The 16,491-nt window shown below is 69.3% G+C and carries 14 protein-coding genes; 11 read left to right on the top strand and 3 right to left on the bottom strand.

What is annotated here, in order from left to right:
• Positions 1–33 precede the first annotated feature (33 nt).
• Together FHT32_RS17225 and FHT32_RS17220 are read right to left on the bottom strand one after the other, a co-directional pair.
• A complete protein-coding gene (locus FHT32_RS17225) occupies positions 34–534 on the bottom strand; it encodes a nucleoside deaminase (RefSeq protein ID WP_176665821.1) in 501 nt (166 codons plus the stop codon).
• A 23-nt stretch (positions 535–557) separates the two neighbouring features.
• On the bottom strand, positions 558–1,754 hold the full coding sequence (locus FHT32_RS17220) for a glycerophosphodiester phosphodiesterase (RefSeq protein WP_176665820.1): 1,197 nt from the start codon (positions 1,752–1,754) through the stop codon (positions 558–560).
• Between the two features lie 105 nt (positions 1,755–1,859).
• Here FHT32_RS17220 and argE point away from each other — a divergent pair, with 105 nt between their 5' ends.
• From argE to FHT32_RS17170, 10 genes are all read left to right on the top strand, one after another.
• Positions 1,860–3,026 carry an acetylornithine deacetylase gene (argE, locus tag FHT32_RS17215; RefSeq protein WP_176665819.1) on the top strand — a complete coding sequence of 389 codons (1,167 nt, stop codon included), beginning with the start codon at positions 1,860–1,862 and terminating at the stop codon, positions 3,024–3,026.
• Entirely contained in the window at positions 3,019–4,281 is a 1,263-nt protein-coding gene (locus FHT32_RS17210) for a DUF445 domain-containing protein (RefSeq protein ID WP_256099033.1), read from the top strand. The genes argE and FHT32_RS17210 overlap by 8 nt, the downstream gene beginning before the upstream one ends.
• A gap of 125 nt (positions 4,282–4,406) precedes the next feature.
• Complete coding sequence (locus FHT32_RS17205; RefSeq protein WP_176665818.1) at positions 4,407–6,077, top strand: hypothetical protein; 1,671 nt, start codon at positions 4,407–4,409, stop codon at positions 6,075–6,077.
• Positions 6,078–6,213: 136 nt separating this feature from the next.
• The gene (locus FHT32_RS17200) at positions 6,214–6,990 is read left to right on the top strand and encodes an MHYT domain-containing protein (RefSeq protein WP_176665817.1); all 777 of its coding nucleotides are present in this window, start codon (positions 6,214–6,216) and stop codon (positions 6,988–6,990) included.
• 111 nt (positions 6,991–7,101) lie between these two features.
• Positions 7,102–8,712, top strand: a complete 1,611-nt coding sequence (locus tag FHT32_RS17195; RefSeq protein WP_176665816.1) for an acyl-CoA carboxylase subunit beta — start codon at positions 7,102–7,104, stop codon at positions 8,710–8,712.
• On the top strand, positions 8,709–10,670 hold the full coding sequence (locus FHT32_RS17190; RefSeq protein WP_176665815.1) for an acetyl-CoA carboxylase biotin carboxylase subunit: 1,962 nt from the start codon (positions 8,709–8,711) through the stop codon (positions 10,668–10,670). Before FHT32_RS17195 ends, FHT32_RS17190 begins: the two co-directional genes overlap by 4 nt.
• A 37-nt stretch (positions 10,671–10,707) precedes the next feature.
• A complete protein-coding gene (locus FHT32_RS17185) occupies positions 10,708–11,610 on the top strand; it encodes an SDR family oxidoreductase (protein ID WP_176665814.1) in 903 nt (300 codons plus the stop codon).
• A gap of 25 nt (positions 11,611–11,635) precedes the next feature.
• Entirely contained in the window at positions 11,636–12,796 is a 1,161-nt protein-coding gene (locus FHT32_RS17180) for an acyl-CoA dehydrogenase family protein (protein WP_176665813.1), read from the top strand.
• A gap of 13 nt (positions 12,797–12,809) precedes the next feature.
• On the top strand, positions 12,810–13,976 hold the full coding sequence (locus FHT32_RS17175; RefSeq protein ID WP_176665812.1) for an acyl-CoA dehydrogenase family protein: 1,167 nt from the start codon (positions 12,810–12,812) through the stop codon (positions 13,974–13,976).
• A 177-nt stretch (positions 13,977–14,153) separates the two neighbouring features.
• Positions 14,154–14,456, top strand: a complete 303-nt coding sequence (locus FHT32_RS17170; RefSeq protein WP_176665811.1) for a Dabb family protein — start codon at positions 14,154–14,156, stop codon at positions 14,454–14,456.
• Here FHT32_RS17170 and FHT32_RS17165 read toward each other — a convergent pair.
• Entirely contained in the window at positions 14,441–15,370 is a 930-nt protein-coding gene (locus FHT32_RS17165; protein ID WP_176665810.1) for a LysR family transcriptional regulator, read from the bottom strand. The genes FHT32_RS17170 and FHT32_RS17165 overlap by 16 nt on opposite strands.
• Positions 15,371–15,494: 124 nt before the next feature.
• Between FHT32_RS17165 and FHT32_RS17160 the strand changes: the two genes are divergently transcribed.
• Positions 15,495–16,481 carry a tripartite tricarboxylate transporter substrate binding protein gene (locus FHT32_RS17160; protein WP_176665809.1) on the top strand — a complete coding sequence of 329 codons (987 nt, stop codon included), beginning with the start codon at positions 15,495–15,497 and terminating at the stop codon, positions 16,479–16,481.
• The last annotated feature ends 10 nt before the right edge of the window (positions 16,482–16,491 follow it).

Genomic DNA, 16,491 nt, shown 5'->3' with positions numbered 1-16,491 from the left:
CCCGAGTGGCTGCAGGGGCCCTTTCTCGGTTCCTCAGTGCGCGCCGGTCCAGAAACCCACGTGCGGCGCCGCGGCTTCCTGCTCGAGCAGCGGCCCCACCACCTCGACGCGCCGCTGCCCGCGCGCGAAGACTTCGCGGCAGGGAAGCGAAAAGGTCGGGTTCTCGGGATGGTCACCCGTCAGGCCCAGCAGCGCGTGTTCGGAAAGCGCGTAGACCACGCGCCCGATGTTGGTCCAATAGATCGCGCCCGCGCACATGCAGCAGGGCTCGGCGCTGGTGAAGAGCGTGCAGCGCGCGAGCTGCTCGGGGCTGAGGAGCTTCGCGGCCTGCGCGGCGGCCACCAGCTCGGCGTGCTGCGTGGGGTCGCCCTCGGGCGGCATCGAGTTGTTGCCCGCGGTGACGACGACCTCGCCGTGCTCGTTCGCCACCAGCGCGGCGAAGGGATGGCGCCCGCGCGCCTTCGATTCGTCCGAAAGCCGGATGGCCATGCGAAGCAGTTCGAGGTCGCGCGGGGAGAGGTCGTCGGTGGTCATGCGCGGACGATAACCCGGGCCGGTCAGCGGCCGATGCTCTTCAGGTAGTCGGCGCGCGCGGCCAGCGCGGTGTCGGTGAAGTCGGTGAACACGCCGTCCACGCCGAGCTTGTAGTACACGCCGTATTCGTTCTTGCCGTCCTTGTTGTAGTCGGAGGCCAGGCGGCGCGACTCGTTGCGGAAGGTGAAGGGGTGCACGAACAGGCCGGCCTTGTGCGCGTCGGCGATCAGCGAGGTGGGCGCCATGGAGGTGGCGTCGGCGTCGTTGATCTTGCCGTCCTTGTTGACGTCCACCGGCTTGCCGTCCGCGCCGATGGTGCCCTTGATGCTCACGATGTAGCGCTTCCAGGGGCCGATGCCGTCGGCGTAGGCCTTGATCTCGGCCAGCCCCGCGGGCGTGACCATGGCGTCGAAGTTGCGCTTGTCGCCGGCCTTGGTCCAGTCGTAGGGGCGGTCGCTGGGCACGGCGAAGGTCACGGCGCCGGTCTTCAGGTCGACGCTGTCGCCGTCGATGAGCTGGATGAGCCTGGTGTTCAGGCCCTTGCTCTTCATGTACTTGAGGCTGCCCGGCTCGAAGGACTGCACGTAGATGGGCGCGGTCTTGCTGTTCCAGCCGGCCACGTTGATGGCGGCGACGACCTTGTCTTCCAGCGGCAGGCCCAGTTCGCGGAAGTAGGTCGGGTTCTTGGTCTCGGGGTAGATGGCGATGGTGCGGCCGGTTTCCTTCGACTTGGCCTTGGCGAAGTCGATGATCTCCTGGAAGGTCGGCACCTTGTACTTGCCGTTGAATTCCTGCGGGCGCTCGGCGTCGGTGGAGATGGCGCCCAGGGTCTTGATTTCAGCCAGCGTGAAGTCGTTGCTGAACCAGCCGGTCTGGGTTTCGCCGTCGACCTTGATGGTCTTCTTGCGCGAGGCGAAGCGGGGGTGCTTGGCCACGTCGGTGCTGATGGCGAGGTTGGGGTCGTGGCGGGCGATGAGCACGCCGTCCTTGGTGGAGATCAGGTCCATCTCGATCACGTCGGCGCCGAGTTCGATGGCGCGCGTGTAGGCCTCGAGCGTTTCTTCCGGCAGATAGCCCGATGCACCACGATGGGCAATGACCAGCGGCGGGTTGCCGTCCAGCGTCAGCAGCTTGTTGCCGCCGGAAGGTCCGGTGCTGCTGCAGGCTGCCAGTGCAAGGGCTGCGGTGGCGGTCAGGGCGATCTGAAGAGAGGTGCGCATGGTCGAGGTTCTCCGTCCGGAATGAAGAGGCGCAGGGTACCCGTTTCGCGTGACGGCTTGGACATCCATGCACGCGCGGCGCCGACTTCCGGGAGAATGTGTTGCATGCTCCATACGCTTTCCCCCCAAAGCCTGCTGATGGCCCAGACGCTGGTGCGCATGAACACCGTCAGCGCCAACAGCAACCTCGAACTGATCGACTTCGCCCAGACCCACCTCGCGGCCCTGGGCGTCAGGAGCCGCATCACCTACAACGCCGAACGCACCAAGGCGAACCTCTTCGCCACGCTGGGCGAGGGCAAGCCGGCCGGGGTGATCGTCTCGGGCCACACCGACACGGTGCCCTGGGACGGGCAGGACTGGAGCGTCGATCCGCTCTCGGCCGTGGTCCAGAACGAGCGCCTCTACGGGCGCGGCTCGGCCGACATGAAGAGCTTCATCGCCATTGCGCTGTCGAACGCGAAGCGCTTCCTTGAGAGCGACTCCCCCTTCGCGGTGCACTTCGCCTTCAGCTACGAGGAAGAGATCGGCTGCTTCGGCGTGAAGGAGCTCATCGCCGACATGCGCGACGCCGGCATCAAGCCCCTGGCATGCATCGTGGGCGAACCCACCAGCATGGTGCCCGCCATCGCGCACAAGGGCGTGTACCGCTACAAGTGCTGCGTGCGCGGCAAGGAGGCGCACTCCTCGCTCACGCCGAAGTCGGTCAATGCCATCGAGATGGCGGCCCGGGTGATCGGCAAGGTGCGCGACATGGCCGAGGGCTTCGAGCGCAGCGAGCCGCGCTACGAAGGCTTCGACGTGCCCTTCAGCACCGCGAGCGTGGGCCAGTTCCATGGCGGCATCGCCGACAACGTGGTGCCGCGCGACGCCGAGTTCCGCTATGAATTCCGCGACCTGCCCACCGCCGACGCCGCGAAGATGCAGGCCGAGGTGGTCGCCTATGCAGGCGGCCTCGAGCCTGCGATGAAGAAGGTGGCGCCCGACGCGGGCTTCAGCTTCGAGACCATCTGCGAGATCCCGAGCTTCCTGGGCTCCGCCGACGACCCTATCACGCTGCTGGCCCAGCGCCTGGCGAGCGAAGAGCGCACCACGCTGGTGGCCTTCGGCACCGAAGCGGGTCTTTTCAAGAACGCCGGCATCCCCACCGTGGTGTGCGGCCCCGGCAGCATCGAGCAGGCGCACCAGCCCGACGAGTACGTGAGCCTCGAACAGCTCGCGCGCTGCGAGCTGTTCATGGAGCGCCTGGCATCCACGCCGAGCATTGGCTGAAGCCGGCACCAACGACGACGCATCGCGGCGCATGAAGCGCGTCGCGCTCGGCCTGCTGTGCGCCGCCGCGCTGCTCTATGCGGTGGCGAGCGTGCTGCATGGGCGGCATCCGGCCTGGGGCTACGTGGCGGCCTTCGCCGAGGCCGCGATGGTGGGCGCCATCGCCGACTGGTTCGCGGTGGTGGCGCTGTTCCGCCATCCGCTGGGCCTGCCGATCCCGCACACGGCCATCATCCCGAGCAACAAGGACCGCATCGGCGCCAAGCTCGCGGGCTTCATCTGCGACAACTTCCTGAGCACCGAACAGGTGCTCGGCAAGCTGCGGCAGTTCGACGCGGCTGGGCGCATCGCCGACTGGCTGGCGCGGCCGGCCAGTGGCGAGAAGCTGGGCGAATGGGGCGTGGCCGCCACGCGCTACGGGCTCTCGGCCTTCGACGACGAGCGCGTGCGCGACTTCATGGGCCGCGCCGTCGCGGCCGGCCTCGCGAAGATCGACCTCTCGCGCCTGATGGGCCAGGCGCTCGACGCACTCACCGCCGGTGGGCGCCACCAGGCGCTGCTCGACGACGTGCTGCAGCAGGTGGCCGGCCTGCTCGAAGGCGAGGAGGTGCAGGCGCACATCACCGAGGCCATCGCGCGCGAGATCAAGACGCTGCGCTACGTGGGCCTCGACCAGGTGGCTGCCAAGCTGGCCACGCGCAAGATCGTCGCGGCCGTGGCGCGCACCATCGGCGAGCTCGCGGCCGAGCCCGACCATCCGATGCGCAGGCGCTTCGACCACTTCGTCGACGACTTCGTGGTGCGCCTGAAGCTCGACCCCGAGTTCCAGCAGCGCGGCGAACAGATCCGCGCCGAGCTGGTGGCGCACCCCGCGCTGGGCGACTACCTGCACGGGCTGTGGGGCGAGCTGCTGGCATGGCTGCACGACGACCTGGGCCGCGGCGACTCGACCATCCGCCGGCGCATCGCTTCGATGGCGGGCGCGCTGGGCGCGCGGCTGCAGGGCGACGAGGCCATCCGCCGCTGGATCAACGAGCAGATCGAGGCCGCCGCGCCGCTGGCCATCGAGCGCTACCGCGAGGACATCCGCCGCTACATCGAGGAGCGCGTGGGCGAGTGGAACGCGCAGGAGATGACGGTCGAGCTCGAACGCCACATCGGGCGCGACCTGCAGTTCATCCGCATCAACGGCACGCTGGTGGGCGGGCTGGTGGGGCTGCTGATCCATACGGCGACGCAGCTTCTGCGCGGCTGAAACCCCGCCTGAGGGCCGCGGGTAATCCACAGCGGACGAAAGTCCGCATCCTGTCCCCGGCGGGACTCGGCGGCCCCGCCGCGCTCCTAGACTGCTTCGCGCATCAACAAGAGGAGACGCCAACCATGCCCCGTCGAAGCAGTCTCGGCGCCATTGCGCTGACCGCCACCCTCGCCCTGCTGGGCGCCTGCGGTAGCCTCGCGCCGCCAACGTCCACCAAGCCGCCCACGCGGCCCGCCTCCTGGGCGGCGCCCGAGGCGCTGGTCGCGCCCTCTGCCTTCATGGGCGTGCACGGCCTGGCCATCGACGCCAAGGGCCGGCTGCTGGCGGGCTCCGTGCTCGGCAACACGATGTGGGAGGTCGACCGCAATACCGGCGCGGCGAAGGTGTTCATCGACGCGCCCGAAGGGCAGGCGGACGACATCGCCGTCGGCCCGAAGGGCGAGCTCGCCTGGACCAACTACCTGATGGGCATCGTGCGCTACCGGGAGAGCGACGGCGCGCCGATGCGCGTGCTGGCCAAGGACCTGCCCGGCATCAACTCGCTCGACTTCGACCGCCGCAGCGGCAGGCTCTACGCCTCGCAGGTGTTCCTGGGCGACGCGCTGTGGGAGATCGACCGCGAGGGCCAGAAGCCGCCCAGGCTCATCAAGAAGGACATGGGCGGCTTCAACGGCTTCGAGGCGGGGCCCGACGGCATGCTCTACGGGCCGCTGTGGTTCAAGGGCCAGGTGGTGAAGATCGACCCGGCCAACGGCAACATGACCGTGATCGCCGACGGCTTCAAGATCCCGGCGGCCGCCAACCTCGACGGCAAGGGCAACCTCTGGGTGGTCGATGCGCGCAGCGGCGAGCTGGTGCGGGTGGAACTGGCCACCGGCCGCAAGACGGTCGCGAAGCAGCTGCGGCCCTCGCTCGACAACCTCGCCATCGCCAAGGACACGCCCGACGGGACGATCTACGTCTCCAACATGGCCAACAACGAGGTGCAGGCCTTCAACCCCGCCACCGGCGAGCTGCGCACCCTCACCAGCGGCAAGGTGGCGGCGCCCGCCGGCATGAAGATCGACGGCAACGACCTCTGGGTGGCCGACGTCTTCGGCTTCCGCCAGGTCGACGTGCGCAGCGGCGAGGTGCGCGACGTGTTCCGCATGCAGCGCGACCCCGAGCTCGACTACCCGTTCGCGGTCGGCCTGTCGCCGAAGCTCTTCGCGCTAAGTTCGTGGTTCACCGGCACGGTGCAGCTGGTCGACCGGCAGACCCTGAAGACGGTCGAGACCATCCACGGCCTGAAGGCGCCCTTCGACGCCATTCCCATGCCCGACGGCAGCGTGATCTACGCCGAGATCGCCACCGGCACCATCACGCGCGCCAGCGGGCCGAAGTTCGCAGAAAAGTCGGTGCTCGCCAGCGGCCTGAACGGCCCGGTGCAGATGATCGTCGGCCAGGACGGCGCGCTCTACGTGACCGAGGCGGCCGGCCGGCTGCTGCGCATTCCGCTGGACGCCAGTTCGCCGCTGCGCGCAGTGGCCGAGGGGCTGGCATTGCCCGAGGGCGTGGCGCAAACGCCCTGGGGCAGCTTCGTCGTGGCCGAGAGCGCGGCGCGCCGGCTGGTGGAAATCGTGCCCGACGGCAGCCGCCGCACCGTCGCCGAGAACCTGCCGATCGGCGTCCCGGCCGGCCCCGGTCTACCGCCGCCATACGTGGTCACAGGCGTCGCCGTGGGCGGCGACGGCACGATCTACATGGCGGCCGACCGCAACAATGCGATATATCGAATCCGCCCCGTAAGGTAGGGTAACAATAAGTGTAAATTTCAGTTTACTTTTACAAACAAACATTACAGACTGCGCGGGACGTCTTGCGGCGTCCCGCTCGCATCCGGCGACCGGGGGTCCGCGAAACGCTCTTTTGACCTGAAAGGGACATCGCATGACTCCGCTCGTCGTAGGCCAGATCCTGTCGCCCGAGTACTCCCTGGGCATGGTGGCGCTCTCCTTCCTCATTTCCTTCGCGGGCTCGCTGGTGGCCCTGATCTGCGCCGGCCGAATGGTCGGCGCGGACGGCAAGCCCAACCTCGCGGTCGTGACCTGCGCGGCGGTGGCGCTGGGCGGCATCGGCATCTGGTCGATGCACTTCATCGGCATGCTGGCGTACCGGCTGCCAGTAGCCATTTCGTACAACATGCCGCTCACGGTGGTGTCGCTGGTGGCGGCGATCCTGATCTCGGGCATCGCGCTGTACATGGCGGGCGGGCGGCGCAAGTTCAGCAAGCCGGGCTGGCTCGCGGGCAGCCTGCTGGCGGGCATCGGCGTGTGCGTGATGCACTACATGGGCATGTTCGCGATGAACATGCGCGCCTCGATGAACTTCGACCTGGCGACGGTCGGGCTGTCGGTGCTGATCGCCGTCACGGCAGCCGGAGCCGCCCTCTGGCTCGCCTTCAACCTGCGCAGGTTCACGCACAAGGTCGCGGCCGCCGCCGTGATGGGCGTCGCGGTCTGCACCATGCACTACGTGGGCATGAGCGCGGCCAGCATGGTCTGCACCGCCGCCGCGCCGGTCGATGCGCTGGCCATCGGCGGCAGCTACATGGGCCTGACGGTGTTCGGCACGGCCGGCGCGGTGCTGATCTTCATCTACTGGGTAGTCACGGGCAGCAGCCTCGACGCCCCGGTCGCTGCGCCCCGGCGCGCCCGCGCGGGCTGAGCGGGCTGGAGCTGCCGGCAGGCATCAGCCAGTCAGCGCAAGCGGGCGCCGCGCCCGCGACCTAGAGTCCGTGCAGGGCGAAGAAACAAGCGATCTGCACGGACTCTTTTCATGCCAGTCATCGAATCCCGGCTGCAAGCGGCCAGCGACACCTTCCAGGCCAACCGGGCCAGCATGCTGGCGCTGCTCGGCCAGGTGCGCGAGCACGAGGCCCGCGCCGTCGCGGCCTCCGCGGCCTCGGCCGAGCGCTTCGCCAGGCGCGGGCAGCTGCTGCCGCGCGAGCGCCTCGCGCTGCTGCTGGACACCGGCGCGCCCTTCCTGCCGCTGGCATCGCTCGCGGGCCTCGGCCAGGACAACCCCGATCTTTCCAGGAGCGTGCCCGGCGGCGGCCTGATCTCCGGCATCGGCTACGTCGCGGGCGTGCGCTGCATGGTCAACGCCTCCGACTCGGGCATCGACGCCGGTGCGCTGCAGCCCATGGGCCTGGACAAGCAGCTGCGCGTGCAGGAGATCGCGCTGGAGAACAGGCTGCCCTACGTGCAGCTGGTGGAGAGCGCCGGAGCCAACCTCATGCAGTACCGCGTGCAGGACTTCGTGCGCGGCGGCAACATCTTCCGCAATCTCGCGCGGCTGTCGGCCGCGGGGCTGCCGGTGGTGACGGTGACGCACGGCTCCTCTACAGCCGGCGGCGCCTACCAGACCGGCCTTTCCGACTACATCGTGATGGTGCGCGACCGCACGCGCGCCTTCCTCGCGGGGCCGCCGCTGCTGAAGGCTGCCACCGGCGAGATCGCCACGGAAGAAGAACTGGGCGGCGCCGTGATGCACACGCACATCTCCGGCCTGGGCGACTACCTCGCGGAGGACGACCGCGACGCTATCCGCATCGCGCGCTCGATCCTCGGCGGCATCGACTGGGCGCGCGACGAGGCGCCGCGCAGCTTCGCGCCGCCGCGCCACGACGCCGAGGAACTGCTGGGCATCATGCCCAGCGACGGCAGGCGGCCGGTGGACATGCGCGAAGTCATCGCGCGCATCGCCGACGGCTCCGAGTTCCTCGCGTTCAGCGAGCACTACGGCAGCGCCACCGTCTGCGGCCACATCCGGCTCGAAGGGCATGCGGTGGGCATCATCACCAACAACGGCCCCATCGACTCCGACGGCGCCACCAAGGCCACGCACTTCATCCAGGCCTGCTGCCAGTCGCGCACGCCCATCGTCTACCTGCAGAACATCACCGGCTACATGGTGGGCCGCGCGCACGAGGAGGCCGGCATCATCAAGCACGGCGCGAAGATGATCCAGGCGGTGTCGAACGCCACCGTGCCGCAGGTCACGCTGCTGTGCGGCGCGTCGTACGGCGCAGGCAATTACGGCATGTGCGGCCGGGGTTTCGCGCCGCGCTTCTGCTTCAGCTGGCCCAACGCGCGCACCGCCGTGATGGGCGGCGAGCAGGCGGCCAAGACCATGGCCATCGTGATGGAGGCCGGGATGGCACGAAAGGGCGCGGTCGACCAGGCGAAGATCGACGCGATGCAGCAGCAGGTCGTCGAGCGCTTCGACCGGCAGATGAGCGTGTTCACCACCAGCGCGCTGCTGCTGGACGACGGCGTGATCGACCCCCGCGACACCCGCGCCGTGCTGGCCGAGGTTCTCTCGATCTGCCGCGACGCCGACACGCGCACCACGCAACCCATGCAGTTCGGGGTGGCACGTCCATGAGCGGCAGCAACACCACCAGGTTCCGGAAGATCCTGGTCGCCAACCGCGGCGAGATCGCGGTGCGCGTGATGCGCACCGCCCGCGCCATGGGCTTTCGCACCGTGGCCGTGTACTCCAGCGCCGACGCCGGCTCCGAGCACGTGCGCTTCGCCGACGAGGCGGTGCACATCGGCGAGCCGCTCCCGGCGCAGAGCTACCTGAACATCGCCGCGATCGTCGAGGCCGCGCGCACCAGCGGCGCCGACGCGGTGCATCCCGGCTACGGCTTCCTCGCCGAGAACGCTGCCTTCGCGCAGGCCTGCCGCGACGCCGGCCTGGTCTTCATCGGCCCCTCGCCCGAGGCCATCCGCGCGATGGGCGACAAGGCCGGCGCCAAGCGGCTGATGCAGGCGGCAGGCGTGCCCTGCATTCCGGGCTACCAGGGCGAAGACCAGGGCGAGAAGACGCTCGCCGCCGAAGCCGCGCGCATCGGCTGGCCGGTGATGATCAAGGCCACGGCCGGCGGTGGCGGGCGCGGCATGCGGCTCGTCAGCTCGGCCGCGAACTTCGCCGAGCAGCTGCGCAGCGCGCAGTCGGAAGCGCTCAACGCCTTCGGCGATGCCACCGTGATCCTGGAGCGCGCCATCGTCGCGCCGCGCCACGTCGAGGTGCAGGTGTTCGCCGACCGGCACGGCAACGCCATCCACCTCGGCGAGCGCGACTGCTCGGTGCAGCGCAGGCACCAGAAGGTGGTGGAGGAAGCGCCCTCGCCCGCCGTCTCGCAAGCGCTGCGCGAACGCATGGGCGCTACCGCCGTCGCCGCGGCGAAGGCCATCGCCTACGAAGGCGCGGGCACGCTCGAATTCCTGCTCGATGCCGAGGGCCGCTACTGGTTCATGGAGATGAACACGCGCCTGCAGGTCGAGCACCCGGTGACGGAGGCGGTGACGGGCCTCGACCTGGTGGAGCTGCAGTTGCGCGTCGCGGCCGGCGAGCCGCTGCCGATCGCGCAGCAGGACGTGCGCTTCTCAGGCCACGCGATCGAGGTGCGCCTGTGCGCCGAAGATCCGCAGCAGGGCTTCATGCCGCAGAGCGGCACGCTGGCGGCCTGGCGACCTTCTGCCGCGCTGCGCACCGAGCATGCCCTGCGCGACGGCGCCGAGGTGCCGCCCTTCTACGACTCGATGATCGCCAAGCTGGTCGCCCACGGCCGCACACGGGAGGACGCGAGGCAGCGGCTCCTGGCGGGCCTGCAGGACACCGTCGCGCTCGGCATCCCGACCAACCAGCAGCTGCTGGAGCGCACGCTGTCGCATGCGGTGTTCGCAAGCGGCGAGGCGACGACCGCCTTCGTGGCCGACCACATCGGCGCGCTGCTCGCCGCCGACGAAGCAGGTCGCAACCGCGCAGCGCTGCTCGCCGCGCTGCTGCTGCAGCTCGGCGAACGCGGCTGGCCTTCGCCGCTGGCGCACACGCTGCCCAATGCCCTGCGCTTCGAGCTCGACGGGACGGTACACGCCGCACGCGTGACGCCGCGCGGCGCCGGCCGCTTCGACATCGCGCTGGACGGCCAGGCGCCGGTGCGGCTCGCGCTGCTCGGCATGCCCGGCGACGGCAGCCTGCGCTTCTCGTGCAACGGGCTTTCCGCGCAAGCCTTCGTCGCGCGGCACGACGGCCGCGTGTTCTTCCACCACGACGGACAGGCCCACCGCCTCGACGACCTCACCCACGTGCCAGCCACGCGCGCCGATGCGGACGGAGGCGACGGCCTGCTGCGCGCCTCCATGAACGGCCGCGTGATCGCGCTGCTGGTGGCCGAAGGCGATGCCGTCGCGGCGGGCCAGCCGCTGGTCACCCTGGAGGCGATGAAGATGGAGCACGTGCACTGCGCACCGCGCGCCGGACGCGTCGCCCTGCATGTCGCAGTGGGCACGCAGGTGGCGGCGCGCCACGTCGTCGCACAGGTCGCCGATGCATGACGGGGACCGGCCCCGCGTCCTTACCAGAGCCAATCGCATGACTTCATCCTCTTCCCACTACCGTTCCGTCTTCGCCCCCGGCTTGTTCGACGGGCAGGTCGTCGTCGTCACCGGCGGCGGCTCCGGCATCGGCCGCTGCACCGCGCACGAGCTCGCCTCGCTGGGCGCGCAGGTGGTGCTGGTGGGGCGCAAGCCCGAGAAGCTCGACGCGGTGCGCGCCGAAATCGAGGCCGCCGGCGGCAAGGCCTCCACGCAGGCCTTCGACATCCGCAGCGAAGACGCGGTGCGCGCGGCCATCGCCGACGTCGTCGCCGCGCACGGCCGCATCGACGGGCTGGTCAACAACGCGGGCGGCCAGTACATCACGCCGCTGCATGCGATCACGGCCAAGGGCTGGGAAGCGGTGATCCACACCAACCTCACGGGCGGCTTCCTGGTCGCGCGCGAGTGCTACCTGCAGAGCATGCAGGCCCAGGGCGGCGCCATCGTCAACATCGTGGCCGACATGTGGGGCTCCATGCCCAACATGGGCCACAGCGGCGCGGCGCGCGCGGGCATGGTGAGCTTCACCGAGACCGCCGCGCTGGAATGGGCCGCGAGCGGCGTGCGCGTGAACGCGGTGGCGCCGGGCTACATCGCCTCCAGCGGCATGGACCACTACCCGCCCGAGGCCGGCGACATGCTGCGCGCGATGCGCAAGACCGTGCCGGCCGGGCGCTTCGGCAACGAGGCCGAGACCTCCGCCGCCATCGTCTTCCTGCTGGGCCCGGCCGCGAGCTTCATCAGTGGCAGCGTGCTGCGCGTGGACGGCGCGCGCCCGCAGGTGCGCATGGGCTGGCCGATGGCGATTCCCGATGCGCAGGCGCAGCAGCGTGCGGCGGTGAAGCCCTTCGACGGCTTCCACCTGGCGCAGGCGCCGCGCGTGTTCCAGGACAAGTAGAGAACGAACGACCGGAGACCATTTCATGCAGTACAGCCACGAACACCTCGAGATCCAGAAGACCCTGCGCCGCTTCATCGACGACGAGATCAACCCGCACGTGGACGAGTGGGAAGAGGCCGAGATCTTTCCCGCGCACGAAGTCTTCAAGAAGCTCGGCAACCTGGGCATGCTGGGCCTGAACAAGCCCGAGGCCTTCGGCGGCGCGGGCCTGGACTATTCGTACGCGATGGCCATGGCCGAGGCGCTGGGCCACGTCTCCTGCGGCGGCGTGCCGATGGCCATCGGCGTGCAGACCGACATGTGCACGCCCGCGCTCGCACGCTTCGGCAGCGACGAGCTGCGCCGCGAGTTCCTCGCGCCCGCCATCGCGGGCGACATGGTCGGCTGCATCGGCGTGAGCGAGCCCGGCGCCGGCAGCGACGTGGCGGGCCTGAAGAGCCATGCGCGCAAGGACGGCAGCGACTACCTCATCAGCGGCCAGAAGATGTGGATCACCAACAGCCTGCAGGCCGACTGGATGTGCATGCTGGTCAACACCGGCGACGGCCCCGTGCACCGCAACAAGTCGCTCGTGATGGTGCCGATGGACAGCCCCGGCATCGAGAAGGCGAAGAAGATCCGCAAGATCGGCATGCACTCCAGCGACACCGGCCTCATCTACTTCGACAACGTGCGCGTGCCGCAGCGCTATCGCATCGGCGAGGAGGGCCAGGGCTTCATCTACCAGATGCAGCAGTTCCAGGAAGAACGGCTCTGGGCCGCCGCAAGTTCGCTGGAGCCGATGGAAGACTGCATCGCGCAGACCATCGAATGGGCGCAGCAGCGCAGCATGTTCGGCTCCACGCTGGCCGACCAGCAGTGGGTTCAGTTCAAGCTCGCCGAGCTCAAGACCGAAGTGGAGGCGCTGCGCGCGCTCACCTACCGCGCCTGCGACCTGCACGTGAAGGGCGAGGACGTGCTCGAACTCGCGTCGATGGCCAAGCTCAAGACCGGCCGCCTCACGCGCCAGGTGGCCGACACCTGCCTGCAGTTCTGGGGCGGCATGGGCTTCACGCTGGAGAACCGCGTCTCGCGCCTGTACCGCGATGGCCGCCTGGGCTCCATCGGCGGCGGCGCCGACGAGGTGATGCTGGGCATCCTCGCGAAGACCATGGGCATCGCCAAGCGGCCGCCGCGCGGCTGAGGAAGCCAATCGCATGGACGCCGAACTGCAAGCCGACCGCGCCGCGCTCGCCGACACGGTGCGGCGCTTCGCCGAAAGCGAGATCGCACCGAACGTGCAGGCATGGGACGACGCGGGCGAGTTTCCGCGCGGGCTCTACACGCGCGCAGCCGAGCTCGGCCTGCTGGGCCTAGGCTATCCGGAAGAACTCGGCGGTACGCCCGCCTCGTATTCGCTCAAGCTGCCCGCATGGGTTGCGCTCGCGCGCCACGGCAGGAGCGGCGGCGTGCTCGCGAGCCTGTTCTCGCACAACATCGGCCTGCCGCCCGTGGTGCTGCACGCGAGCGACGCGGTGCGCCGCGAGGTCGTGCCGCCGGTGCTGCGCGGCGAGAAGATCGCGGCGCTCGCCATCACCGAGCCCGGCGGCGGCTCCGACGTGGCTGCCCTTCGCACGACGGCACGGCTCGAAGGCGACCACTACGTCGTCAACGGCGAGAAGACCTTCATCACCTCGGGCATGCGCGCCGACTGGATCACCGTGGCCGTGCGCACCGGCGAAGGCCGCGGCGCGGGCGGCATCTCGATGCTGCTGGTGCCGGGCGACGCGCCGGGCCTCGCGCGCACGCGGCTGTCGAAGATGGGCTGGCTGTGCTCCGACACCGCCACGCTGCACTTCGACAACGTGCGCGTGCCCGCGCGCTACCTGCTGGGGCACGAAGGCGAAGGCTTCCGCATGGTCATGGGCAACTTCAACGGCGAGCGCATCGGTCTCGCCGCGGGCGCGCTGGGCTTCTCGCAGGCCTGCCTCGACGAGGCCCTGGCCTGGGCGCGCGAGCGCAAGGCCTTCGGCGCCGCGCTCATCGAGCACCAGGCGGTGCGCCACAAGCTGGTCGACATGCAGATGCGCATCGCGTCCACCGAGGCATGGGCGGAAGCTGTGTCAGCCGAGGGCGACGCGCTCGAAGCAGCCGGCCGCCACAACGCGCCCGAATGGGTGGCGCAGATCTGCATGCTGAAGAACCACGCCACGCAGACCATGCAGTTCTGCGCCGACCAGGCGGTGCAGATCCTCGGCGGCATGGGCTTCATGCGCGGCACCGCCAGCGAGCGCATCTACCGCGAAGTGAAGGTGATGATGATCGGCGGCGGCGCCGAGGAGATCATGAAGGAGCTGGCGGCCAGGCAGATGGGCTGGCTGTAGACGAAAGAGGAGGAGGAGAAAAAGAAGAAGAAGAAGGGAAAACGGAAAACTGTTCTTCACCGGCGCAGCCCGCCGCGCCCGGTACGGTGCTTACCATCGGTCACACCAAGCAGCAGGAGCCCGTGTGACCTTCATTCCTCTTCTTTCCGGCGAGCCTGCCGCAGGCGTGCGAACGCGATGCTGAAACACATCGTGATGTGGAACCTGCGCGGCGACTCTGCCGAGGAAAAGGCGCAGGCCGTGCATTTGCTGAAGCACAGCTTCGAATCGCTGCGCGGCCAGATCCCCGGCCTGCTGCACCTCGAAGTCGGCGTCGATTCGAGCCGCGTGGACTACGCCTGCGACGTGGTGCTCTACAGCGAATTCGACAGCCAGGCCTCGCTCGACGGCTATGCCACGCATCCCGCGCACCTGCGCGTGCGCGAGGAACTGGGCGACCTGCGGATCGCGCGGCATCAGGTGGACTACGCGCCCGACTGATCGGCCCCGGCTTTCGCGAGCCCGACGCAGAACTCGCGCACCAGCCGCAGCGCGGGCGCCTCGGTCCTGCCTTCGAGCGTGACGAAGGCGAACTGCGCGCTGAGCCCCGCCGCAGGCTCCACCTCGAGCTCGGCCAGATCGCCGCTGTCCTGCAGCGCCCGGGTGGCCGCGAGCACTCCCAGGAAAACCGCATCGGTGTTGCGCACGGCCTCGATCAGCGCGCCGATGTCTTCCGACGACACGTGCAGCCAGCGCTGCGGACTCGCATCGCTGCCGTAGCGCTCCACCAGGATGCGCGCCACGTCGTCGCTGACCATCGTCGAGACCACCGGATAGCGCACGAGCTCGTCGAAGCGAACCGGCTTGCCGCGCCGCGACGCCAGCAACGGATGGCCGCGCCTGCAGACGAATCCCGAACGCAGCGTGGGCAATACGTCGATGTGCAGGTCCTCGCGCGGCGACACTGCCCGATAGGTCAGCACCAGCGCATCGAGCGAGCGCGCGCGCAGCGCCGCCAACTGCAGCTCGGGCCCGCCGCCGTGCAGCTGCAGGCCCACGCGCGGATGGTTTCGCAGCATATGGATGAGGAGCGGCGACGAGAACAAGGCCCCGGGCGCCGCGCCGAGCCCCAGCCGCACCACGCCCGCCTGCCCGTCGGCCAGCAGCGCGGCGGCGCGCCTGAGCTCGTGCGTCTCCATCGAGATGCGCTTGGCGCGCGCCAGCACCATCGCGCCGAAAGGCGTCAGCTCGTTTCGCTTGCCGACGCGGTCGACGAGCTGCATGCCGAGTTCCTGCTCGAGCATCTGGATGCTGCGGCTGAGCGCCGGCTGGGTCAGGTGCACTTTCTCGGACGCGCGGCTGAATGAGCCTGTTTCCGCGAGCGCGAGCAGGTGGTCGAGTTGCTGGAGGTTCATGGCTGGCCGTGTTCGTCATGTACATGAGTGAAGCTCATGGTAATTACAAAAACAATGCATTGGACAGATAGAACCCTGATTCCTAGCATCCATCGCGTACTACTTTGGACCAAGGAATTTCCCCATGAAGCGGTTCGATCGATGGCTCTGCACGCTGGTCTTCCTGGGCTGCGGCACCGTGGCACAGGCACAGGCGCCCTATCCCTCGAAGGTCGTCACGATGATGGTTCCCTACCCGGCGGGCGCAGCCAGCGACTTCACTGCGCGGGCGCTGAACGACCTGGTCGGCAAGGAGCTCGGCGGGCAGGTGATCGTCGAGAACATCGCAGGGGCGAGCGGCGCCATTGCCGCGGCCAAGGTGCTGGCCGCGCCGGCCGACGGCCACTACCTGTTCCAGGGATCGCCCAACGAGCTGATCCTGTCGGGGCTGGTCAACAGGAGCACGCGCTACAAGCCCGAGGATTTCCAGTGGATCGCGCCGGTGGCCACCTCGCCGCTGGTGCTGGTGGTCAACAGCCAGCTGCCGGCCCATTCGCTCGACGAGTTCGTGGCACTGGCGCGTTCGCGCAGGGACGCGCCGCTGAGCTACGGCACGCCGGGCCCGGGCACGCTCTACCACCTGCTGGGCGAACTCTTCACCAGGCGCACGGGCGCAACCGTCACGCACGTTCCCTACAAGGGCGGCGCGCCCATCCTGCAGGACCTGATCGGCGGGCAGATCGACTTCGCATTCATGCCCTACCAGGCCTTCTACGCCGACTACGTGAAGCAGGGCCGCCTGCGCGTGATCGGTTCGCTGTCGCCCGGCAGGCGGCTGCCCGCGCCCTTCGACACGCTGCAGACCAGCGCGCAGAGCAAGGACATGAAGGACTTCGACTTCGGCATCTGGACCTCCTACGTGGTGCGCAAGGGCACGCCGAGGCCCGTGGCCGAGCGGCTCAACGCCGCGATCGCCGCCGCGCTGAAGAACCCGCAGGCGCGCGCGCAGCTGGAGTCGCAGGCCAAGACCGTCTTCGAGCCGATGAGCCTGGAGGCCGGCGAGAAGTTCTATGCGGCCGAGATCGCGCGCTATCGCGACCTCGTCAAGACCATCGGCTACGAGTCGCCCTGAGTCCCGTTTC

Source organism: Variovorax sp. SG517, from assembly GCF_013376045.1.
Taxonomy (GTDB): domain Bacteria; phylum Pseudomonadota; class Gammaproteobacteria; order Burkholderiales; family Burkholderiaceae_C; genus Variovorax.
The sequence above is the reverse complement of the archived record's forward strand: the minus strand, read 5'-3'. Positions and strand labels throughout refer to the sequence as shown.